Source organism: Arenibaculum sp. (assembly GCF_035998295.1).
GTDB lineage: Bacteria > Pseudomonadota > Alphaproteobacteria > Azospirillales > Azospirillaceae > DASYHS01.
In genome coordinates this window covers 1-21,584 of the sequence record NZ_DASYHS010000051.1, presented here as the reverse complement: position 1 = coordinate 21,584, position 21,584 = coordinate 1, and the positions used below count along the sequence as shown (strand labels likewise).

The window sequence follows — 21,584 nt, the reverse complement described above, 5'->3', positions numbered from 1 at the left end:
TCCCGTCATGGAATGGAGAACTGGATGGCCTATACATCGAGATGTCGCGCACGATCAATACTTGTAGTATACAGCTTGAGCTTCACGGAAAATCTTCTCTGAACTGAAATATATGCTGCTTATTTCTGAATTCTGAGTGTAACCGTTCCGACACGTTCGAGGTCCGCCCTTGACCCTGCCGTCCGTTCCAGTCGTCCTTCCACCGTCGGCGCGCCGGCTGCTCGTCATCCACAACCCCGTCGCGGGCGCCCGCCGCCGCCGGCGCTTCCGTGCCACGCTCGCGGCACTCGCCGCGGCCGGCGCGGCGGTCCGCGTGCTCGATACCGGCGCGCGCGGCGACGCCGAGCGCATGGCGCGTGAACTCGTCGCCTCCCAGTGCGACATGCTGGTCGCCGCCGGCGGCGACGGCACCATCAACGAGGTCGTGAACGGCCTCGTAGGCCGGTCGGCGGCGGGCGGGCCGGTACCGCTCGGCATCATTCCGCTCGGCACGGCGAACGTACTGGCGGCCGAGCTGGGCCTGCCGCTCGATCCGGCCGGCGTCGCCGAGGTGATCGCCCGCGGGCGGCCGCGCTTGATCCATCCCGGCCTCGCCAACGGGCGGGCGTTCTCGATGATGGCCGGGGCCGGCCTGGACGCCCATGTCGTCGAGCAGGTGGACCCGATCCTGAAGCGGATCGCCGGGAAGGGGGCCTATGCGGTCGAGACGCTGCGCCAGCTCGCCCTCGGCCGATCCGGCTCCTACCGCGTCACGGTCGACGGTCGGAGCTGGGAGGTCGGGGCGGTGATCCTGGCCAAGGGGCATTTCTATGGCGGCCGCTTCGTCTGCGCGCCGGACGTGCGGCTGGACGATCCCTGCCTGCATGTGTGCCTGTTCCCGCGCATCGGCCGCTGGCATGCGCTGCGCTATACGGCGGGCGTCGTGCTCGGCACCATCCACCGCATGAGGGACTATGCGGTGGTGCGGGCCGAGCATGCGCTGGTCGAGGGGCCGGACGGGGAGGCCGTCCAGGGCGACGGCGACGTGATCGCGCGCCTTCCGCTGGAGGTCCGGGTGGCGCCCCGCCCGCTCGCGGTGGTCGCGCCGCCGGCCCGGGGCCCGGGCCAGGGCTGATCAGCGGGCCCGCGCGGCGGCGAGCGCACCGGCCAGCGTTGGCTTGAAGCGGACCCGCGGCGGGCGGACCCCGTGCGTCAGCAGCACGCGTCGGACCGGCCGCCGCGCCCCAGCGACGTAGACGGCGGCGCCCCGGCGCTCCACCTTGCGCACGAAGCCCTCGATCGTGGTCGCCGCGGTCGAGTCCAGGTCCGGCACTCCGGAGACGTCGAGGACGTAGGCCTTCGGGTGTTCCGCCAGCCGGTCGAGCACCGCCCCGACATTCGCGGCGGCGCCGAAGAAGAACGCTCCCGAGATCCGGCAGACGGCCACGTCCGGGTCGGCGGCCGCGTCCGGGTCGTAGGGTCGGCGGTCGTCGCCGGCGTCGGCCCGATCATCGCCCACCTGCACCTCCACCGCCTGGGCCATGCGGTGCAGGAACAGCAGCGCACCCAGCCCGAACCCGACCAGGATGCCCTCGGTCAGGTCGCGCAGGACCACCAGCAGGAACGTCGCGAGCACCACGACCGCATCGCCGCGCGAGGAGCGCAGCAATGCCAGGAGCTCGTGCTTTTCCGCCATGTTCCAGGCGACGACCGCGAGTACGGCGGCCAGCGCCGCGAGCGGGATGTAGCTCGCCAGCGGTGCCGCCGCGAGCATGAACAGCAGCAGGAACGCCGAATGCAGCATTCCGGCGACCGGGCCGCGTGCGCCCGCCCGGACGTTGGTGGCCGTGCGCGCGATGGTGCCGGTCACGCAGATGCCGCCGAACAGGGCGGAGGCGACGTTCGCGGTCCCCTGCGCCACCAGTTCGCAGTTCGAGCGGTGCCGGCGGCCGCTCATGGAATCGGCGACGACGGCCGAAAGCAGGCTCTCGATCCCGCCCAGAAGCGCGAAGGCCAGCGCGTCGGGGAGTACCGCGAGGACCTTGTCCGTCGAGAGGGCCGGCAGATGGGGGGCGGGCAGGGAGCCGGGAATGCCGCCGAACCGGGAGCCGATCGTCTCGACCGGCAGGCCCAGCCCCCAGCTCGCCACCGAGGCGACGGCCACCGCGATCAGCATCGCGGGCCAGTGCGGCCGGAACCGGCGCGTCGCCGCGATCGCGCCGACCGTGACGAGCGCCACTGCCACGGCCGAGGGGGTGGCGGTCGGCAGGGCGTCGGCAATGGCGGCGAGCTTGGGAACGATCGGCCCGGGCTCCCTCTCGAGGTCGAGGCCCAGCAGCTCGCGGAGCTGGCTGGCGAAGATGATGACCGCGATGCCTGCGGTGAAGGCCACCGTCACCGGATAGGGGATGTACTTGATGAAGGTGCCGAGTCTCAGCAAGCCGATCGCGACCAGGATCAGCCCCGAGAGCAGGGTCGCCAGGATCAGCCCGTCGACGCCGTGCCGCCCGACGGTCGCGGCGACGAGGACGATGAAGGCGCCGGCGGGTCCGCCGATCTGGAAGCGGCTGCCGCCCATCAGGGAGACGATGAAGCCGCCGACGATCGCGGCGTAGAGGCCGCGGTCGGGCGTGACGCCGGAGGCGATCGCGATCGCCATCGACAGCGGCAGGGCGACGATGGCGACGGTCAGCCCCGCGACGGCGTCGGCGCGCAAGTCGGCAGGCCCGTAGCGTTCACGCAGGACGGTGACCAGTTTCGGGGTGAACAGTTCGGTGAAGGTCGGGTCGGCGGGCCGGGAGGCCATGACGATGCTTTCTCTTACCGCGGGATGCGGCGGGATCGTCGGCCCTGGGTCGGCGGTCGCCGTCGCGACGTGCTGCCTGGACGATCGCTACTCCGGCGGCGTCTTCGGCGCGGGCTCCCTGAGACGCACCCCGCGCCCGCCCCCGACGCTCGCCGCGTCGTCGCCGATCAGCTGGACGCCGGCGCGTTCCAGCGCCTCGACGACCTTGGTCAGCGTGTCCACGACGCCGCGCACGTTGCCCTCGCTCGCCTCCATCCGCTGGATGGTCGGCAGAGACACGCCCGAGAGCTCCGCCAGCTGTTTCTGGTCCATGCCGAGCAGGGCACGGGCGGCGCGCATCTGCGCGGCGGTCATCATGCGGGGTCCTCGTCCATGCAGCAGGGCATATATATCAGGCCTCAGGGATGATGTTCAAGACATCACTCCTAAGGTCTGATCCCTGCATCCCTAGTCGCATTTCAGAGTGATGCCGCCATCGACGACCAGCTCGATCCCGGTGACGTAGCGCGCCTCGTCGGAAGCGAGGAACAACGCCGCATGGGCCACGTCCCAGGCGTCGCCCATGTGGCCCATCGGGACCATCGCGTCGCGCTGGCGCCACATCTCCTCGACGTCGCCATCGGCGTAGCTCGCCGCGAGGCCGGCGGAGCGCTCGACCATCGGCGTCTTCATCAGCCCGGGCAGCACCGCGTTCACCCGGATCCTCCGCGCGGCGTACTGGACGGCGGTGACGCGGGTCAGCTGGTTCATCGCCGCCTTGGACGCCGCGTAGGCGGGATAGGGGACGCCGATGTGGCGGATGGAGGCGATGGAGGAGATGTTCACGATCGAGCCGCCGCCCTGGCCCTCCATGACCGGGATGACGTGCTTCATGGCGAGGAAGCAGGATTTCAGGTTGACCGAGAGCACGCGCTCCCACACCGCTTCGGACAGCTCGACGACGCCGCCGACCTCGGCGATCCCGACATTGTTGTCGAGGACGTCGATGCGCCCGAACCGTTGCACGGCGAGGGCGACCAGGCGCTCCATCTCGGCCGACTGCGCGGCGTCGGCCCGGACGGCGAGCGCGGTGCCGCCTTCGCCCTCGATCAGGGCGGCGGTCTCCCGGGCAGCCTCCTCGTTCAGGTCGGCGCAGACCACGTGCGCGCCTTCCCGGGCAAACAGCACGGCGGTCGCCTTGCCGTTCCCCCAGCCCGGTCCGCTCGACCCGGCGCCCACGACCAGCGCGACCTTGCCTTCCAACCGTCCCGCCATGACCCGTTCCTCCTCTGCGTTCGACGGGTTAAGTATGATCGAGGCCCGCACGGCCCGCGACTCATGGTTGCTCGCGTGCGGCGCATTTCGCCGTTCGGAGGACCCGCCATGATCCCTGCGCCGCGCCGTGCCCCCCATCTGCGGCGGTCCTGGCTGTTCCTGCCGGGTGCCGACCGCTCCGCCCTCCTGGACGCGGCGCGTTCGGGCGCCGACGTGCTGATACAGGAGCTGGAGGATTTCACCCCGGCCGAGCGCCGCGGCGAGGCGCGCGGGCTCGCGGCCGAAGTCTACGCGGCATGGCGCGCGGCCGGCGTCCTGGCCGCCGTGCGGGTCAACCCGCTGGAGACCGTCGGCGGCGACGACCTGCGCGCGGCGATGGCCGGCCGGCCCGACATCGTCATGATGTCCAAGGTCGCCCGCCCGGAGCAGGTCGTGGCGCTGGAGGCGGCGGTGTCGGCGCTGGAGGCGGAGTTCGGGATCGCCGCCGGCTCCACCGAACTCGTGCCCAACGTCGAATCGGCCGCCGGCCTGGTGCGGACCGCCGCCATCGCCGGGGCAAGCGCGCGCGTCACGGGCGCGTTGGTCGCGAGCGAGGACATGGTCGCCGACCTGGGGGCCGAGCGGACGCGCGAAGGGCTGGAGCTGTCCTATGTGCGCTCCCGCTTCCTGGTGGAGTGCGTCGCCGCCGGGGTGCTCGCGATCGACTGCCCCTACATCTTCGGGGACGAGGCTGGTGCCGAGGCGGAGGCGCGCACGGCCCGCAGGCTCGGCTACAAGGCCAAGTCGCTGGTCTCCCCGGGGCACGCACCGTCGATCAACCGCGTGCTGACCCCGTCCGCCGAGGAGGTCGTGCGCGCCCGGCGCATCGTCGCCGCCTTCGAGGCGGCGCGTGCCGCCGGCCGCGACCGCGCCGAGGTCGACGGCCTGCTCGCCGAGGTGCCTACCTACGCCGCCGCGCTGCGCCTGCTGGCGCGCGCGGCGGAGCTGGATCAGGCCAGCAGGTCGTGATGCTCGCGGTGGCGGCGCATCCACACCGAGGCGTAGCTGCACAGCGGGACGACCTTCAGTCCTTCGCTGCGGATCGTCTCCACGATGCCCTGCATCAACCGCCCGGCGGCACCCGTGCCGCGTAGCGACGGCGGCGCCTCGACGTGGCGGATCACGACGGTATCCGCGTCGCGCCGGTAGTCGGCGAAGACCGTCTGCCCCTCGACGTCGAGTTCGTAGCGGCCGCGCGCCGCGTTGTCCCTCACGCTGTTTTCCATGTCGCGTCTCCGTATGGCCTCCTCCTATGTGAGTGTTCGCGCCGCCGCCGCAACGCCCGGCGAAGGTAGATGGGCGGCTCAGCGCCCGGGGGACGGATCATGACGGGCGGCCGGAATGGCCCTATAAGCAGAGCTGGCGCCGAATGCTTCTGCCAGGAGTGTCCCCCGTGACCCGCATCTTTCACCGCGATCCCAAGACGTCCATGCCCGTCGCCGTCGGCGGCGAGGGGGTCCATCTGATCGACGCCGAGGGGCGTCGCTATCTCGACGCGTCCGGCGGCGCTGCCGTTTCCTGCCTCGGGCACGGTCATCCCGAAGTGACCGCCGCGCTGCGGGACCAGGCCGGCCGCCTCGCCTATGCCCATACCAGCTTCTTCACCACCGAGCCCGCCGAGCGGCTTGCCGACTTCCTGGTCGAGACCGCGCCGCCGGGCATCGGGTGGGTCTACTACGTCTCCGGCGGGTCGGAGGCGATGGAGGCGGCGCTGAAGCTCGCCCGCCAGTTCCACGTCGACAACGGCGAACCGCAGCGCGTGCATTTCATCGCCCGGCGGCAGAGCTACCACGGCAACACGCTGGGGGCGCTCGCGGTCGGCGGCAATGCCTGGCGCCGCGCGCCCTTCGCGCCGCTGCTGGTCGACGTCGCCCATGTCTCGCCCTGCTACGCCTATCGCGGCCAGACCCCAGGGGAAACGGAGGAGGAGTATGCCGGGCGGCTCGCGGCCGAGCTCGAGGCGGAAATCCTTCGCCTCGGGCCCGGCCGTGTCGCCGGCTTCGTCGCCGAAACGGTCGTCGGCGCCACTCTCGGCGCGGTGCCGCCGGTCGCGGGATATTTCCGGCGCGTGCGCGACGTGTGCGACCGCCATGGCGTGTTGCTGATCCTGGACGAGGTGATGTGCGGCATGGGACGGACCGGCACGCTGCACGCGTGCGAGCAGGAGGGGATCGCCCCCGACCTGATGACGGTCGCGAAGGGGCTCGGCGGCGGCTACCAGCCGATCGGGGCCGTGCTGGTCGCCGAACGGATCTACCGTACGGTCCTCGACGGCACCGGCTACTTCCAGCACGGCCACACCTATCTCGCCCATCCCGTCGCCTGCGCGGCGGCGCTGGCCGTCCAGACGGTGATCCGGCGCGACGGTCTGCTGGAGACCGTCGCCCGGCGCGGCCGGGGGCTCTACGAGCGGCTGCGCGACCGGTTCGCCAACCACCCTCATGTCGGCGACATCCGCGGCCGGGGCCTGTTCCAGGGGATCGAGCTGGTGCGCGACCGGGCGACGCGCGAGCCCTTCGACCCGGGGCTGAGGCTGCATGCGCGCATCAAGCGGCAGGCCATGGCCCGCGGGCTGCTGGTCTACCCCATGGGCGGGACGGTCGACGGCCGGTCCGGCGATCACGTCCTGCTCGCCCCGCCCTTCATCGTTTCCGAGGACGACCTGGACGCCGTCGCCGACCGGCTCGCCGCCGCCGTGGACGCGGCGCTGCTTGACGTGGCGGGCTGAGGAGGGTCATACCACTTTATGGGCTACCCGAAAGGGGAGGCCGATGACCCTCCGAGGAGAAACACACGTGCTGTCCAGAACGAGACTCGCGCTCGCGGCCTTCGGCGCCGCGGGCATGCTGGCGGGCTTCGGCGGCCCCGCCGCGGCCCAGCAGAACTTCGTCACGGTGGGCACCGGCGGCGTGACGGGCGTCTACTACGCCGTCGGCGGCGCCGTCTGCCGCCTCGTCAACAAGGACCGCAAGGAGCACGGCATCCGCTGCTCGGTCGAATCGACCGGCGGCTCGGTGTTCAACGTCAACGCGCTGCGCCAGGGCGAGCTCGACTTCGGCATGGCCCAGTCGGACGTGCAGTATCAGTCGTTGAAGGGCGAGGCGGGCTTCAAGGACGCCGGGCCGTACGAGGAACTGCGCGCGGTCTTCTCGGTCCATCCCGAGCCGTTCACGGTGCTGGCGCGGGCGGATGCCGGCGTCAAGGCGTTCGAGGACCTGAAGGGCAAGCGCTTCAACGTCGGCAATCCTGGCTCGGGCACGCGCAACTCGCTGGAGGAGCTGCTGAAGACCATGGGCACGGACCTGTCCATGTTCTCGCTCGCGTCCGAGCTGCGGCCCGACGAGCATGGCCCGGCCCTGTGCGACAACAAGATCGACGGCTTCTTCTACGCCGTCGGCCATCCGTCGGCCAACATCCAGGACCCGACCACGGCCTGCGGCGCGCAGCTGATCCCGCTGGCCGGGCCCGCCGTCGACAAGCTGGTGGCCGAGCGGCCCTACTACGCCCGCGCGACGATCCCGGGCGGCCTCTATGCCAACAACCCCGACCCGGTGTCGACCTACGGCGTCGCCGCCACCTTCGTCACCAAGGCCGACACTCCGGCCGAGACGGTCTATCGCGTCGTCAAGGCGGTGTTCGAGAATTTCGACGAGTTCAAGAAGCTCCACCCCGCCTTCGCCAACCTGGAGCCCAAGCAGATGATCCAGGCCGGCCTGTCGGCCCCGCTGCACGAGGGGGCGGTGCGCTACTACAAGGAGAAGGGCTGGATGTAGGTCCGGCCGCCGGGGCGGTTCCTCGCGGGACCGCCCCTCCCGTCTCCGCACCCGTCTGCAGAACCAGAGGCTTTCCATGACTGCACCGCCGGCCAGGACCGAGCTCGACCGCGCCGCCCTCGAGGCCATGGTCGAAGAGGCCGATCTCGGCGGGCGCAAGCCCGGAGGCGCTGCCGCGAAGCTCCTGATGCTGGTGGCGCTCGCCTGGTCGCTGTTCCAGCTCTGGTACGCCTCGCCGCTGCCCTTCGCGCTGAACCTGTTCATTCTCAACGACACCGAGGCGCGCTCGATCCATCTCGCCTTCGCGGTGTTCCTGACCTTCACCGCCTATCCCGCCTTCCGCTCCAGCCCGCGCGCCCATGTCCCGGTGGCGGACTGGCTCCTGGCGCTGGGCGGGGCGTTCTCGGCGGGATACCTCTACCTGTTCTATGCCGGTCTGTCGCTGCGTCCCGGGCTGCCGACGTCCCTCGACCTGTGGGTGGCCGCGGCCGGCCTGCTGCTGCTGCTGGAATGCGCGCGCCGCGCGGTCAGCCCGGCGCTGACGGTGGTGGCCCTGGTGATGATCGGCTACGCCTTCGCCGGTCCCTGGCTGCCCGACCTGATCGCCCACAAGGGCGCCTCGGTCTCGCGCGCGATGTCGCAGTACTGGCTGACGACCGAAGGCGTGTTCGGCGTGGCGCTGGGCGTGTCGACCAGCTTCGTGTTCCTGTTCGTGCTGTTCGGCTCGCTGCTCGACAAGGCCGGTGCCGGCAACTACTTCATCCAGCTCTCCTTCGCGCTGCTCGGCCACATGCGCGGCGGCCCTGCCAAGGCGGCGGTCGTGTCCTCGGGCATGACCGGGCTGATCTCGGGGTCCTCGATCGCGAACGTGGTGACGACCGGCACCTTCACGATCCCGCTGATGAAGCGGGTCGGCTATCCCGCGACCAAGGCCGGCGCGGTGGAGTGCGCCGCCAGCGTCAACGGCCAGATCATGCCGCCCGTCATGGGCGCCGCCGCCTTCCTGATCGCGGAATATGTCGGCATCCCCTACGCGCAGCTCGTCCAGCACGCGTTCCTGCCGGCGATCATCTCCTACATCGCGCTGTTCTACATCGTCGACCTGGAGGCGGTGAAGATGGGGCTGAGGGGCGTGCCGCGCAGCCGCCCTTCTCGCGGGCCGGGTGCGCTCGCCGGGGCCGGGCTGGGCTTCGCCGGCATGGTGATCCTGGCCGGCGCCGTCTATTGGGGCGTCGGCTGGACCAAGGGCGTGCTGGGCGCGGCGGCGGCACCCGTGCTGGGCGCGCTGCTCGTCCTCGTCTATGTCGGCCTCGTTTCCTACCGGGCGCGCTATCCCGACCTCGCGGTCGACGAGACCGAGGGCGCGCTGCTGACGCTGCCGGGGTTCGTGGAGACGGCGCGTACGGGCCTCCACTTCCTGCTGCCGGTGGTGGTGCTGGTCTGGTGCCTGATGGTCGAGGGCATGTCGCCGGGCCTCTCGGCCTTCTGGGCGACGCTGTTCCTGATGGGCGTGGTCGTGACCCAGCGCCCGCTGACCGCCCTGTTCCGGGGCGAGACGCGGCTCGGCGAGCCCCTGCGCGCGGGGCTCGCGGACCTGGTCGACGGGCTGGTGGCGGGGGCGCGCAACATGACCGGGGTCGGCATCGCCACCGCCGCGGCCGGCATCGTCGTCGGCACCGTGTCGCTGACCGGCATCGGCCTCGTGATGACGGAGCTGGTGGGCTTCCTGTCGGGCGGCAGCCTGATGGTGATGCTGTTGCTGACGGCGGTGATCTGCATCGTGCTGGGCATGGGCATGCCGACGACGGCGAGCTACGTCGTGGTCGCGACCCTGATGGCGCCCGTGATGGTCGAGCTCGGCGCCCAGAACGACCTCGCCGTGCCGCTGGTCGCGGTGCACCTGTTCGTCTTCTATTTCGGCCTGATGGCCGACGTGACGCCGCCGGTCGGGCTCGCCTCCTACGCGGCCGCCGCGATCTCCGGCGCCGACCCCGTGCGCACGGGCGCCCAGGCCTTCGTCTACGCGATCCGCACGGCGCTGCTGCCCTTCCTGTTCATCTTCAACACCGAGCTGCTGATGATCGGCATCACCGGCCCGCTGCACGCGATCCTGGTCGCCGCCAGCGCGCTGGCGGCGATGCTGCTGTTCGTCGCCGCGACCCAGGGCCATTTCCTGGTCAGGAGCCGGTGGTACGAGACGGTGGCCCTGCTGCTGGTGTGCTTCACGCTGTTCCGGCCCGGCTTCTGGATGGACATGCTGTACCCGCCCTACGCGGCCGCCGGGCCGGAGCGCGTCGCCGAACTGGCGGAGGCGTTGCCCGAGGGCGGGTTCCTGCGCCTGCGGGTCGAGGCGGAATCGCGCACCGGCCGGGTGGTGGAGAAGGTCGTGAAGCTGCCGATGGGCGGGCCGGGCCCGGGCGAGGCGCGGCTCGCCGCGGCGGGGCTGACGCTCGCCCCGTGGGACGGGGCGATCATCGTCGACGACGTCCGCTTCGGCAGCACCGCCGACCGGCTCGGCCTGGAGCTCGACAACGTCGTGCTCGGGGCGGAGATCCCGGCCGTGCGCCCGGCCAAGCACTGGATGTTCCTGCCGGCGCTCGCCCTGCTCGGCGTCGTCGTGCTGCTCCAGCGCCGGCGGCGCCCGGGCGCCGGGTCGGCCGGGACCATGGTCGCGGCCGCCCAGCAGGCGTGACGGCTACTGGCCGGCCACGGTCATGCCTTCGATGCGGACCGTGGGCGCGTCCATGCCGTAGCGCAGGACGAGGTCGTCGGCCGGCTCGGCGTTCAGGAACATCTCCTTGAGGTTGCCGGCGATCGTCAGCTCGCTGACCGGGTGGGCGATCTCGCCGTTCTCGATCCAGAAGCCGGCGGCACCCCGGCTGTAGTCGCCGGTCACGCCGTTGACGCCCATGCCCATCAGCTCGGTCACGTAGAGGCCCTGGCCGATGTCGGCGATCAGCGCCTCCGGGCTCCTGGAGCCCGGCTGCATGTAGATGTTGGTCGGGGCGGGCGTCGGCGGCGAGGAGGTGCCGCGGGCCGCATGGCCGGTCGTCTCCAGCCCGAGCTGGCGGGCCGAACGCAGGTCGAGCAGCCAGGTCGTCAGCCGGCCGCCGTCGACGAGGTTGCGCCGCGTCGTCGCGACCCCCTCGCCGTCGAAGGGCTTGGAGCGCATGCCGCGGCGCACGTGCGGGTCGTCGACGATCGTGATGCCGGCGGCGAACACCTGCTGGCCCAGCCGGTCCTTGAGGAAGCTGGTGCCGCGCGCGATCGCCGGCCCGGTGATGGCGCCCGTGAGATGGCCGAGCAGCCCCCGCGAGACCCGCGGGTCGAAGACGACCGGCACGCGGGCCGTGCGCACCTTGCGCGGGTTGAGCCGGCGCACCGCGCGCTCGCCGGCCGAGCGGCCGAGCGCCTCCGCATCGTCGAGGTCGGCGCCGTAGACCTTGGAGGAGAAGTCGTAGTCCCGCTCCATCCCGGTGCCGCTGCCGGCCAGCACCGAGACCGACAGGCTGCGCCGCGACAGCGAGTAGCCGCCGGAGAAGCCGTTGCTGGCCGCGAGCGCCACCGTGGTGCGGCTCCACCCCGCCTCGGCCCCTTCGGAGTTGTTGACGCCGGGGACGGCCAGGGCCGCCTCCTCGCCGCGGCGCGCCTGCTCGATCAGCTCCTCGGCCGCGGGCTCCACCGGGTCGCAGATGTCGAGGTCGTCCCATTCGCGGGCGAGCTGCGACGGGTCGGCGATCCCGACATACGGGTCCTCGGGCACGGTGCGCGCCATCGCGACCGCCCGCTCGACCAGTTCCTCGAGCGCGGAGCGCGTGCGGTCGGTGGTGGAGACGATCGCCTGGCGGTGGCCGACGAAGACGCGCAGGCCCAGGTCGCCGGACTCCGCGCGCTCCAGCCGTTCGGGCTTGCCGAGACGCTGCGAGAGCGCCAGCGAGGCCGAGTCGAAGGTCACCGCGTCGGCCGCATCCGCCCCGGCCGCCTTCGCCCTGTCGATCATGAACGAGAGCAGGTCTAGGCCCGAGAGGGTCGGTGCGCCTTTGGGGGCAGCGGTCATGGTCTTCTCCGGTTCCGTGTTCCGCCCCTGGGTTAGCAGATGCCGGGACAGATTCGAAGGGGCGGCGTATTCTTCCGGGAACAGCCGGCGCGCCCAGCCGTCGCCGCCGGCCGTCGTCACCGGACCGAGAACGATGCGCAGCAGCCCCGCCGCCTTCGACCGCTTCGCCCCGACCTGGGACGCCGAGCATGGCCGCCACTCCCCGCGCGCGGCGGAGTTCCGGGCACGGCTCGCCCTGCTGGAGCGGCTGTGCGCCGGGCGCCGGCGGGTCCTGGAGCTCGGCTGCGGCACCGGGCAGCACCTGGTCGCCCTCGCCCCCGCGATCGGCGAGGGGGTCGGGGTCGACTTCAGCCCCGCCATGATCGACCGCGCGCGCGCCAATGCCGAGGCGGCGGGCATCGCCAACCTCCGCTTCCTCACCGGCGACGCCGTGACGGCCGATACGGGGACGGAGCCCTTCGACGCGGTGCTGCTGCTGGGCGTGATCGAGCATCTGCCCGACCGGGCGGCGGCGCTCGCGTCGTGCCGCGACCGGCTGGCCGGGGGCGGGCCGGCCGGGGGCGGGCGGGTCGTGATCGTCGCCCCGCACCCCGCCAACCCCGCGTTCCTGTGGCATCGGCTCAGGCATGGCGCGCCCGCCCGGCTGTTCGAGGGCGACCGCCACCTGTCCCCGCGCGGCCTCGCCCGCCTCGCCCGGTCCTGCGGGCTGGAACCCGAGGGGCTGCACGCGTTGCCGGGGCTGCCCAGCCACGAGGGCGAGGGGGCGCCGCCTGCCGCCGTGCGCGCCCTGATGCGCGCGGCCTCCCGCCTGCCGCTGCCGGCCGCGCGCGGGGCCTTCGCCCTGGTGCTGAAGCGGCGGTCCTAGGCTGTCAGTCCGCCGCGGCCAGGGGCCGTGCCTGTGCGCGCCGGCCGCGCACGGCGAGCGCCAGCGTCATGAGGGAGGCGATGGCGAAGCCCAGAAGGATCAGCGTCATCGGCAGCGCGCTCGAACCCTGGACGGCGCCGACCATCACCGTGGCGATGGCGCCGACCCCCATCTGCAGCGCCCCCAGCAGCCCCGACGCCGTGCCGGCGGCGCGCGGGTCGACCGAGATCGCGGCGGCGACGCCGTTGGGGTTGCCGACGCCGTTGCCGGCCGCGGCCAGCGCCATCGGCAGGAACAGGGACCACTGGCCGGCGCCGAACAGGGCGGTGAGGGCGACCATCAGCACCGTGCCCCCCAGCCCCATCAGGGTGCCGAGCACGAGCATGCGCTCGGGCCCCATGCGCACGGACATGCGCGCGGCGAAGAAGCTGCCGGCCATGTAGCCGAGCGAGATCAGGACGAACAGCGGGCCGTAGGTCTCGGGCCCGAGGCCGAGCAGCGTGTCCATCACGTAGGGCGCGCCGGCCAGGAAGCCGAAATAGACGGCCGAGGCGAAGCTGGTGGTCAGCGCGAAGCCCAGGAAGGCCCGGGACGACAGCAGCCCGCCGAACCCGCGCAGCATGCTGAGCGCGTCGGGCAGCGCGCGCCGCTCGTGATACGTCTCGGGCAGGCGGAACACCGCCCACACCAGCACGAGGGCGCCGAGCGCGCTGGTCAGGTAGAAGCCGGCGCGCCAGCCGAACCAGGCGTCGAGGAAGCCGCCCAGCGCCGGCGCGACCGCCGGGGCGACCGCCATGGCCATGACGACGTAGGCGAGCACGGAGGCCGAGCGTTCGCGGCCGTAGACGTCGTGGACCATCGCGCGGCTCAGCACCATGCCGGCACAGCCGCCGACCGCCTGGGCGATGCGGGCGCCGATCAGCATCCCGATCGAGCCGGCGAGCGCGCTCGCGGCGCTCGCCGCGACGAAGGCCGCGAGCCCGGCGAGCAGCACCGGGCGGCGCCCGAACCGGTCGGAGAGCGGGCCGTACAGCAGCTGGCCGGCGGCGATGCCGACGAGGTAGAGCGTCAGCGTGAGCTGCGCGGTCGCGTAGCTGGCGTCGAGGTCGGCCGCGATGCCCGGCACCGACGGCACGAGCAGGTTGAGCGCCAGCGGCCCGATCGCGGTGAACGCGACCAGCATGGCGACGGAAGGCGGCCGGGAGAGGGGCTCTGGCATCGGTCTTCGGTTCGGTCGGGACGGGCCATTGCAAGAGTATGCATACCGCACGCCCGGACCAAGCCCGCCGCGGGGCATGGCAGGGCTGCGCCGGCGTTCACGCCTTCTCGGCCAGGAACAGGACGTAGCGCAGGAAGCCGGCGTCGAAGCCCGCCTTGATGTAGAGGGCGGCCGCGAACTGCTCCTTGACCAGGCGCAGGCTGTCGGGGCCCTGGACGACGCCCTGCCACAGGAAGCGCGGCAGGTCGGCGGCCGACAGCTCGGCCACGCCTTCGACCGCGCGGCGGTAGCCGTAGTCCCAGTTGGGGCGCACGGCCTCGTTCAGGTCGCTCTCCTCCAGCAGGCGCAGGCCGGCGCGCGCGAAGTGGCGCCGGTAGCCGGACGGCGTCTCCAGCCCCGGCACGCCCCAGGCGCGCATGAAGGGATGGAGCACCAGCTCCTCCTGCAGGGCGTTGAGCCCGTCGCGCTTGCACCAGGCCAGCAGCAGGAAGCGGCCGCCCGGCTCCAGCACCGAGGCGATGCGCTCGACCGCGAGGCCCTTGTCCGGCAGGTAGCAGTCGGCGTCCAGGAAGGAGACGGCGTCGAAGCGCTGTCCCAGCTCGTGCACCCGCATGATGTCGTGGCGCCGGAAGGCCAGGTTGGGGCGCTGGAAGCGCCGGCACTGGGCGAGCTGCGCCGGCGAGACGTCGATGCCGAGCACCGTGCCGGCGGCGTGGTGCGCCAGCACGTTCGCGAAGCCGCCGCGCCCGCAGGCGAGGTCCGCCGCCGAGCGCGCCCGCTCGATCCGCAACGCCTCCATGTAGCGGCGGTGCGTCCGCTCGAACGCGCGCTCGCGGCTCTCGCCGGGGTCCTCGTGGATCGCGAAGTGGAAGAAGTCGTCCCAGTAGCGGGCGTAGAGGTCGCTGACGGCCGCGAACATGCGCTCCATGTTCTCGACGTGGTGGTCGCGGAAATACTCGAAGCCGTCGCCCATGTCCCGTCCCCCCCGCTGGCATGCGTGTGCGTAACACGCCGCGGCGCGCGTCGGGTCAGGGGGAGGCCCGGAACCAGTCGGCGAAGCGCTCGAAGACGTCGAGGGCGGCGGTGACCATGGCGGCGCGCCGGCGCGGGTCGGCCCCGCATGCCTCGACGGCGCGGCAGCAGTCCCGCCACAGCCCGACGTCGCCGCCATCTCCGGCGCCGGCCCCGGCACCCGCCAGGAACAGGCGGGCGGCGTCGCCGGAACCGAGCAGCCCGTCGAGCCGGCGGGCCATGACCCGGCCGCCGAGCGTCGAGCCCTCGCGCACGTAGAGCCGCCCCATCGCCCAGCCGGGTGCCGCCGCGGGCGCAAGCGCCACGCGGGGTGCTGCGTCCATCTCGTCCGGCCCCATCCCCAGCGCCGCGAGGTCGAGGCGCAGCCGGCCGGCGCGCTTCAGGCGCGCGGGGTCGAGGCCGAAGCGCGCCAGCTCGGCAGAGGCCTCGGGGGCGAGCAGCGCGTCCTCCAGCGGCCGGTGGAAGCCGTAGAGGCGCAGCAGGAGCCGGCCGTAACCCTCGCGGGTCAGCCGCCCGTCCATCAGCGCCGCGAACGGCCCGGCCGCGTGCAGCGCCTCGTGCCGCTCGTGCGTCGCGGAGCGAAGCGCGTCGCGGGTGCTTCCCGATGCGGGCACCGTCACGTCCGCGGCACCCGGCGCAGCGTCTGCTCGAGGTCTTCGCGGCGGTAGGGCTTGGACAGGACCAGCGTGCGCGGCTCGGCGTCGAGGCCACCGCCCGGCGCCTGCCCGGTGACGTAGACGACCCAGATGCCGGGGTAACGCTCGCGCGCGAGGCGGGCCAGCTCGGTGCCGCGCATGCCGGGCAGGCCGACATCGGTCATCAGGACGTCGAACCGCCGGCCCGCGTCCAGCGCCGCCAGCGCCTCGGGGCCGTCGCCCGCCTCCTCCACGAAATGGCCGAGCTCGATCAGGGCGTCGCTGCAGGCCATGCGGATCAGCGACTCGTCCTCGACCAGCAGCACCCGCAGCCCGTCGGCGGGGCCGGACCCGCCGGGTTCCGCGTCGGCCTGGTTCGCGTTGGCCGGCGGGGGCGGCGGCGGCGCGGGCGCGGTCGGCGGTTCGGGGGCGGCGTCCAGCAGGCCGCGCAGTTCCTGCGCCAGGGTGGCGCGGCGGTACGGCTTGCTCAGCAGCGGAACTCCGGTGGGGACGTCGGCGGGACCGCCGGACGTGTCGGGCGCGGTGTAGCCGGACGTCATCAGGATCGGCAGGTCGGGCCAGCGCCGGCGCGCCGTCGCGACGAGCTGGAGCCCGCTGACGCCGCCCGGCATCACCAGGTCGGTGAACAGGATGTCCGGCCGCTCGCGCTCCAGCGCCGCCAGCGCCTGGGCGCCGTCGGCCGCGACGGCGACGCGGTAGCCGAGCTCGCCCAGCGCCTCGGTCGTGGCGGCGCGGACCAGGTCGTCGTCCTCGACCACCAGCACCAGCTCGCCGCGCCCGGCCTGCAGCGCGCCTTCCGCGGGATTGGCGCGGACCTGCTCGGTCTCCTGGCCGGCGGCGCATGGCAGGTACAGCGCGACGCGGGTGCCGGCGCCGGGCTCGCTTTCGATCACGGCGCCGCCGCCGGACTGGCGGGCGAAGCCGTAGACCTGGCTGAGGCCGAGGCCGCTGCCGCGCCCGACGCCCTTGGTGGTGAAGAAGGGCTCGAACACGCGGCCGATGATGTCCTCAGGGATGCCGGGGCCGGTATCGGCGATCGCGACCTCGACATAGGTCCCGGGCTCGAGCTGGGCGGCATCCGCGTCGGCGCCGTCCAGCCGGCGCCGGGTCGTGCGCATCGTCAGGCGGCCGCTCTCGCCCATGGCGTCGCGGGCGTTCACCGCGAGGTTCAGCATCGCGACCTCGAACTGGGTCGGGTCGATGTGGCAGGAGCCGGCCTCGGGGTCGAGGTCCAGGGACAGCTCCACCGCCTCGCCCAGCGCGCGGCGGACCAGCGGCTCGAAGTCGCGGATCAGGCGGTTGACGCCGACGGTCTCCGGCCGCAGGGCCTGGCGCCGGGCGAAGGCCAGCAGGTGGCCGGTCAGGCGCACGCCGCGGTCGGCGGCGTCGAGGGCGGCCGCCGCCAGATGGCGCACCCGGCCGGCGTCGTCGGCACTGTGCTGGATCAGGTCGAGATGGCTGACCAGGATGGTCAGCAGGTTGTTGAAGTCGTGCGCGACGCCGCCGGTCATCTGGCCGATCGCGTCCATCTTGAGCGCCTGGAGGAGCGCCGATTCCGTGCGCTCGCGCTGCAGGATCTCGGCGTTGAGGCGGTTGACCATGCCGGCCAGCGCTTCGGTGCGCTCGGCCACGCGGCGTTCCAGCGTCTCGTTGGCGAGGCGCTGGGCCGTCTCGGCGGTCTTGCGCTCGGTGATGTCGGCGACGATGCCGGACAGCCGGCCGCCGTCGCCCGGCGCCGGCCCGCCGGAGAACTCGACCCAGCGCGTCTCGCCGTCGCCGGCGCGCCGGCGACGGCACTGGGCATGCCATTGGGCATTGGCCGCGGCGGCGCGGCGGAACTCCCGCTCCAGCGCGTCACGGTCCTCGGGATGGACGTGGGACAGCAGCGTCTCGGGGGTCCATTCCGGCTGCCCGTCGCCATAGCCGAACAGGCGGCCGAAATAGTCCGTGCGCAGCAGGCGGCCGGTGCGCGCGTCCATCTCCCAGGTGCCGAGCCGCCCGGCCTCCAGCGCCAGGCGCAGCCACGCCTCGCTGGCGCGCAGCGCCTGCCCGGTCCGGGCCAGCTCGACCCGCTCGCGCGCCTCGGCGACGGCGCGCGCCAGCGCGGAGGGCAGGCGCTGCAGCCGGGACTTCAGCACGTAGTCGGTGGCGCCGCGCTTCAGCGCCTCGACCGCGACGTCCTCGCCCAGCGTGCCGGAGACGAAGATGAACGGGGTCTGGGGCGCCACGACGCGGGCGATGTCCAGCGCCGCGTCGCCGCTGAAGCCCGGCAGCACGTAGTCGGCGAGGATGGCGTCGTAGGTCCGGCTCCGCAGCGCGCCCTCGAACGTCCCGCGGTCGCCGACATGGTCGATCAGGACGGGCGGGCCGGCGCGCGAGACGTGCTCGCGGATCAGGTCGGCGTCGAGGGGGCTGTCTTCCAGCAGCAGGACCCGCATCGGGGACTCGGCGTCGGCGACGCGGGGGGCGAGGCTGTTCATCGGGTCAGAGGGCCCGCAGACCGAGGCCGGGCGGGGGCTCGTTCAGGACGGCCCAGAACGCGCCGACCTCCTGGATCGCCTGGAAGAACTCGCGGAAGTCGACGGGCTTCACGACGAAGGCGTTGACGCCGAGCTGGTAGCTGCGCACGACGTCCCGCTCCTCGCGCGAGGAGGTCAGCATCACGACCGGCAGCGAGCGCAGCTTCGGGTCGTTCTTGATCGCCGACAGCACCTCCAGCCCGTCGACCTTGGGCAGCTTCAGGTCCAGCAGCACGACCGCGGGGGTGCCGCCCAGGCGGTCCGCGAACGGTCCCGTGCAGCGCAGGTAGTCCAGCGCTTCCGCCCCGTCGCGCAGCACCACCACCTCGTTGGCAAGCTGGCTCTTCTCCAGGGCGGCGAGCGTCAGCTCGATGTCCTTGGGGTTGTCCTCGACGAGCAGGATCGGTTTCAGATCCGCCATGCCTCTCAATCCTTTCCCACGGCGTGGTCGCCGGTCAGGTCCGGCAGCGTGAAATAGAAGGTAGCGCCCCGGCCGAGCTCGCCCACCGCCCAGGCCCGTCCGCCGTGGCGTTCGACGATGCGGCGCACATTGGCGAGGCCGATGCCGGTGCCCTCGTACTCCTCCATGCGGTGGAGGCGCTGGAAGACGCCGAACAGCTTGTGGACATAGGCCATGTCGAAGCCGATGCCATTGTCGCGGACGAAGAAAACCGGCCCCGCCTCGCCGTCCTCGCGCCCGATTTCGATCACGGCGGGGTCGCGGCCGCGGCTGTACTTGATGGCGTTGGACAGCAGGTTCTGCACCGCCTGGCGCAGGAACACCGGGTCCGCCCGCACGGTGCCGAGCGCGTGCACGCGCCACTCGATGCGCCGGCCGGCGGTCTCCGGCTCGAGGCGGTAGCGCGCCTCGCGCACGAGCTGGTTCATCCCCACCGGCACCGGGGTCAGCGAGGCGCGCCCCATCTGCGAGAAGCTCAGCAGGTTGTCGACCAGCGTGCCGGCGCCGAAGGCGGACTCGATGATCGTCTCGACGTAGCGGCGCCCGCGCTCGCTGAGGTTCGCGCCTTCGCGGTCCTTCAGCAGCTCGGCATAGCCGACGATGTGGCGGAACGGTGCGCGCAGGTCGTGGGAGACGGAGTAGGAGAAGGCCTCCAGCTCCTTGTTGCTGCGCTGCAGCTCCTCGGCCAGGGCCGCCAGCTCCTCGGCCTTGCGCAGCACGACCTCGACGACGGCGGCGCGCAGCTCGCGCGCGGCGTCCAGCTCCGCGGGGTGCCAGGGCGGCGAGCGCAGGCGCACCGTCTCCTTCCAGGTCTCGAACGACTTGCGGGGGTGCAGGCGCGCCGGCTCGCCGTCGGCCCCGCTCTCGCCCTCGGCCGGGGCGGTGGCGGGCTTGTTCGGGTCGCCGCCCCATTTCACGGTCTGCACGACCTCGGGCCGGAACCACAGCAGGAAGCTGTTCTGGAAGCGCGAGATCGAGATGGCGAGCAGGCCCGAGGCGACGTCGGTGAAGGCGTCGGCCCCGGGCATGACGGTGGACAGCGCGTCGGTCGAGAACACGTCGTCGAGCGGCTGGTAGGACAGCCAGTCGACGATGGCGCGCACCTGGGCCTCGGTCGGGGTCGTGCCCATCAGGACGCATTCGTCCCGGGTCACGAGTGCGGCACCCCGGCTGGCGGTCAGCGCCATCAGCGGGCCGGCCGAGGACTTCAGCCCGTCCAGGTACTGGTCCTCGGCCGCCATGGCGGCGAGCAGGGCGGACTGGACGCGGCGCAGCTCCATGCGGTACTCGGCGTCGGCCGCGCGCTCGATCATGGTGAGCTGGAGCGAGAAGACGGTGCCGAGGAAGTCGCAGACCTGGCGCACGGGGTAGGGCACGCGGCGCGCGACGGCGTTGTGGCAGGAGATCAGGCCCCACAGCCGCCCCTCGTGCAGCACCGACACCGACATCGAGGAGGCGGTGCCCATGTTGCGCATGTATTCCAGATGCACCGGCGAGACCGAGCGCAGGACCGAGCCGCCGAGGTCCAGCGGCTCGCCGGTGTCGGGGTTCGCCGCCGGCACGATCGGCACCGGCCGGTAGCCGGCGTCGGCGATCAGGCGCAGGCGGTTGCGTTCGTACAGCCGGCGCGCCTGGGCCGGGATGTCGGAGGCGGGAAAGCGCAGGTCGAGATAGGAGGGCAGGGCGTCGTTGCGGTCCTCGGCGATGACGGTGCCGTTCCAGGCGGCGTCGAAGCGGTAGATCATCACGCGGTCGAAGCCGGTGACGGCGCGCACCTCGCGTGCGGTCAGCTCGGCCAAGCGGTCGACGCGGTCGACGCGCTGGAGCGCCTCGACGAAGTCGCGCAGGACGGCGTAGGGCTGGTCGAGCTGCCCGGGCCACGCCTCGTCGGCGATCTCCAGCTCCAGCACCAGGGTGCCGCCGGAGCGGTGGGCGACGGCGTCGAACAGGCGCCGGCCGTCCCCGGCCGTCAGCTCGACCGCGGGCGCCACCTGGGCGGCGGGGCCGGTGGTCCGGGCGGCGAGCGCGCGCAGGGTCGCGGCCCCGCGGCCGCGCAGCAGATCCCAGACCGTGCGCCCGACGGCCGACGCGGCCTCGACGCCGAGCACGTCGAGGGCGTTGGCGCTGGCCTGCAGCAGCCGCCCGTCGGCCGGGTCGAGGGCGAGCAGCACGCCGTAGGGCTGGATGCTGCCGGGGATGTGGATCGGTTCGCGCTCGCAGGCGGTCAGGTCCGCGCCGGTGTCGGGCGCCCGGGAGCCGCTATCCGGGGTCTCGCTCATGCCGCGTCGTTCCGCGCCTTCGCGCTGGTGGTGGCCATGCGGAATGTACGTGGAGGAACGTGTTTGGTTCCATCGGCCGGCCCGTCCGCGCGCGTCCCACCCCGGTTGCGGCCGCCGTTCCCGGAACGGGGTGCACCCTCCGGGAGGGGGGCTTGCGGTATCGGGGATGGCTGCATGGACCGGTCGCGATGGTGGGCACGGGGCGGCCGCCTGCTGCCGCGGGGCGAATGTATGGTCTTCGGCCCCGGGCCGCAATCGGCTTCGGCGTGGGGGTATGTGGGGGTTCGTGGGGGTCGCGTGGGGGTGGGGCCGGCGCGCCGGCCGGGGGCAGCGACCGTCACGCCACGGGTTCGCGCACGAGCGTGGGGGTTTGTGGGGGTTTGTGGGGGTTTGTGGGGGTGGCGGTCGACGGCCCCCTCTCCGACGCGAGCCGAAAGGTGAAGCCGGGTGACCAGATCAGTATTTTTTGCTGAACAAAGACATGCAGAAATATTCCCTCTCCCTGCGGGAGAGGACTCCCCACCGTTGAGTCAAGGGCGAGAGCAACGGCTTGAGCCGAGGGTGATGATGGCCTCGTCGGTCCAGGGGCGTAAAGCCGGGCGCTGCGCGCCCCCGCCTTCGGCGGCTTCGGGCTTGACGCCCCCGG

Annotated in this window: 17 protein-coding genes; 6 read left to right on the top strand and 11 right to left on the bottom strand. The window is 72.7% G+C overall.

Going from position 1 to position 21,584, the window contains the following annotated elements:
- Positions 1–169: 169 nt before the first annotated feature.
- Entirely contained in the window at positions 170–1,114 is a 945-nt protein-coding gene (locus VGO20_RS05650) for a diacylglycerol/lipid kinase family protein (protein WP_327501326.1), read from the top strand.
- On the opposite strand, the gene VGO20_RS05645 is transcribed toward VGO20_RS05650, so the two are convergent.
- The 3 genes from VGO20_RS05645 to VGO20_RS05635 form a co-directional block, all read right to left on the bottom strand.
- Complete coding sequence (locus VGO20_RS05645; protein ID WP_327501325.1) at positions 1,115–2,785, bottom strand: SulP family inorganic anion transporter; 1,671 nt, start codon at positions 2,783–2,785, stop codon at positions 1,115–1,117.
- 87 nt (positions 2,786–2,872) lie between these two features.
- On the bottom strand, positions 2,873–3,142 hold the full coding sequence (locus VGO20_RS05640) for a helix-turn-helix domain-containing protein (RefSeq protein ID WP_327501324.1): 270 nt from the start codon (positions 3,140–3,142) through the stop codon (positions 2,873–2,875).
- Positions 3,143–3,232: 90 nt separating this feature from the next.
- Positions 3,233–4,039: an SDR family NAD(P)-dependent oxidoreductase gene (locus tag VGO20_RS05635; RefSeq protein ID WP_327501323.1), complete on the bottom strand. Its 807-nt coding sequence runs from the start codon at positions 4,037–4,039 to the stop codon at positions 3,233–3,235.
- Positions 4,040–4,147: 108 nt separating this feature from the next.
- Between VGO20_RS05635 and VGO20_RS05630 the strand changes: the two genes are divergently transcribed.
- Positions 4,148–5,047, top strand: a complete 900-nt coding sequence (locus VGO20_RS05630; protein ID WP_327501322.1) for an HpcH/HpaI aldolase/citrate lyase family protein — start codon at positions 4,148–4,150, stop codon at positions 5,045–5,047.
- On the opposite strand, the gene VGO20_RS05625 is transcribed toward VGO20_RS05630, so the two are convergent.
- Positions 5,029–5,304 (bottom strand): GNAT family N-acetyltransferase, encoded by a 276-nt coding sequence (locus VGO20_RS05625; protein WP_327501321.1) that lies wholly within the window; start codon positions 5,302–5,304, stop codon positions 5,029–5,031. The two genes, VGO20_RS05630 and VGO20_RS05625, sit on opposite strands and share 19 nt — an antisense overlap.
- Before the next feature lie 167 nt (positions 5,305–5,471).
- On the opposite strand from VGO20_RS05625, the gene VGO20_RS05620 reads away from it, so the two are divergent.
- The 3 genes from VGO20_RS05620 to VGO20_RS05610 all read left to right on the top strand — a co-directional run bounded on the left by VGO20_RS05620 (position 5,472) and on the right by VGO20_RS05610 (position 10,543).
- Entirely contained in the window at positions 5,472–6,806 is a 1,335-nt protein-coding gene (locus tag VGO20_RS05620) for an aspartate aminotransferase family protein (RefSeq protein ID WP_327501320.1), read from the top strand.
- A gap of 67 nt (positions 6,807–6,873) precedes the next feature.
- Positions 6,874–7,851: a TAXI family TRAP transporter solute-binding subunit gene (locus tag VGO20_RS05615; protein ID WP_327501319.1), complete on the top strand. Its 978-nt coding sequence runs from the start codon at positions 6,874–6,876 to the stop codon at positions 7,849–7,851.
- Positions 7,852–7,927: 76 nt separating this feature from the next.
- Positions 7,928–10,543: a TRAP transporter permease gene (locus tag VGO20_RS05610; RefSeq protein WP_327501318.1), complete on the top strand. Its 2,616-nt coding sequence runs from the start codon at positions 7,928–7,930 to the stop codon at positions 10,541–10,543.
- Positions 10,544–10,546: 3 nt separating this feature from the next.
- On the opposite strand, the gene VGO20_RS05605 is transcribed toward VGO20_RS05610, so the two are convergent.
- Positions 10,547–11,908, bottom strand: coding sequence for a TldD/PmbA family protein (locus VGO20_RS05605; RefSeq protein WP_327501317.1), 1,362 nt, complete (start codon positions 11,906–11,908; stop codon positions 10,547–10,549).
- 133 nt (positions 11,909–12,041) lie between these two features.
- Here VGO20_RS05605 and VGO20_RS05600 point away from each other — a divergent pair, with 133 nt between their 5' ends.
- Entirely contained in the window at positions 12,042–12,773 is a 732-nt protein-coding gene (locus VGO20_RS05600) for a class I SAM-dependent methyltransferase (RefSeq protein WP_327501316.1), read from the top strand.
- Positions 12,774–12,777: 4 nt separating this feature from the next.
- On the opposite strand, the gene VGO20_RS05595 is transcribed toward VGO20_RS05600, so the two are convergent.
- From VGO20_RS05595 to VGO20_RS05570, 6 genes are all read right to left on the bottom strand, one after another.
- A complete protein-coding gene (locus VGO20_RS05595; protein ID WP_327501315.1) occupies positions 12,778–13,992 on the bottom strand; it encodes a multidrug effflux MFS transporter in 1,215 nt (404 codons plus the stop codon).
- A gap of 97 nt (positions 13,993–14,089) precedes the next feature.
- The gene (locus VGO20_RS05590) at positions 14,090–14,965 is read right to left on the bottom strand and encodes an SAM-dependent methyltransferase (protein WP_327501314.1); all 876 of its coding nucleotides are present in this window, start codon (positions 14,963–14,965) and stop codon (positions 14,090–14,092) included.
- A 55-nt stretch (positions 14,966–15,020) separates the two neighbouring features.
- Positions 15,021–15,644: a biliverdin-producing heme oxygenase gene (locus VGO20_RS05585; RefSeq protein ID WP_327501313.1), complete on the bottom strand. Its 624-nt coding sequence runs from the start codon at positions 15,642–15,644 to the stop codon at positions 15,021–15,023.
- The gene (locus VGO20_RS05580) at positions 15,641–18,160 is read right to left on the bottom strand and encodes a response regulator (protein ID WP_327501312.1); all 2,520 of its coding nucleotides are present in this window, start codon (positions 18,158–18,160) and stop codon (positions 15,641–15,643) included. Before VGO20_RS05580 ends, VGO20_RS05585 begins: the two co-directional genes overlap by 4 nt.
- Before the next feature lie 4 nt (positions 18,161–18,164).
- Positions 18,165–18,620: a response regulator gene (locus VGO20_RS05575; protein ID WP_327501311.1), complete on the bottom strand. Its 456-nt coding sequence runs from the start codon at positions 18,618–18,620 to the stop codon at positions 18,165–18,167.
- Positions 18,621–18,625: 5 nt separating this feature from the next.
- Positions 18,626–20,938, bottom strand: a complete 2,313-nt coding sequence (locus VGO20_RS05570; RefSeq protein WP_327501310.1) for an ATP-binding protein — start codon at positions 20,936–20,938, stop codon at positions 18,626–18,628.
- Between the last annotated feature and the right edge of the window lie 646 nt (positions 20,939–21,584).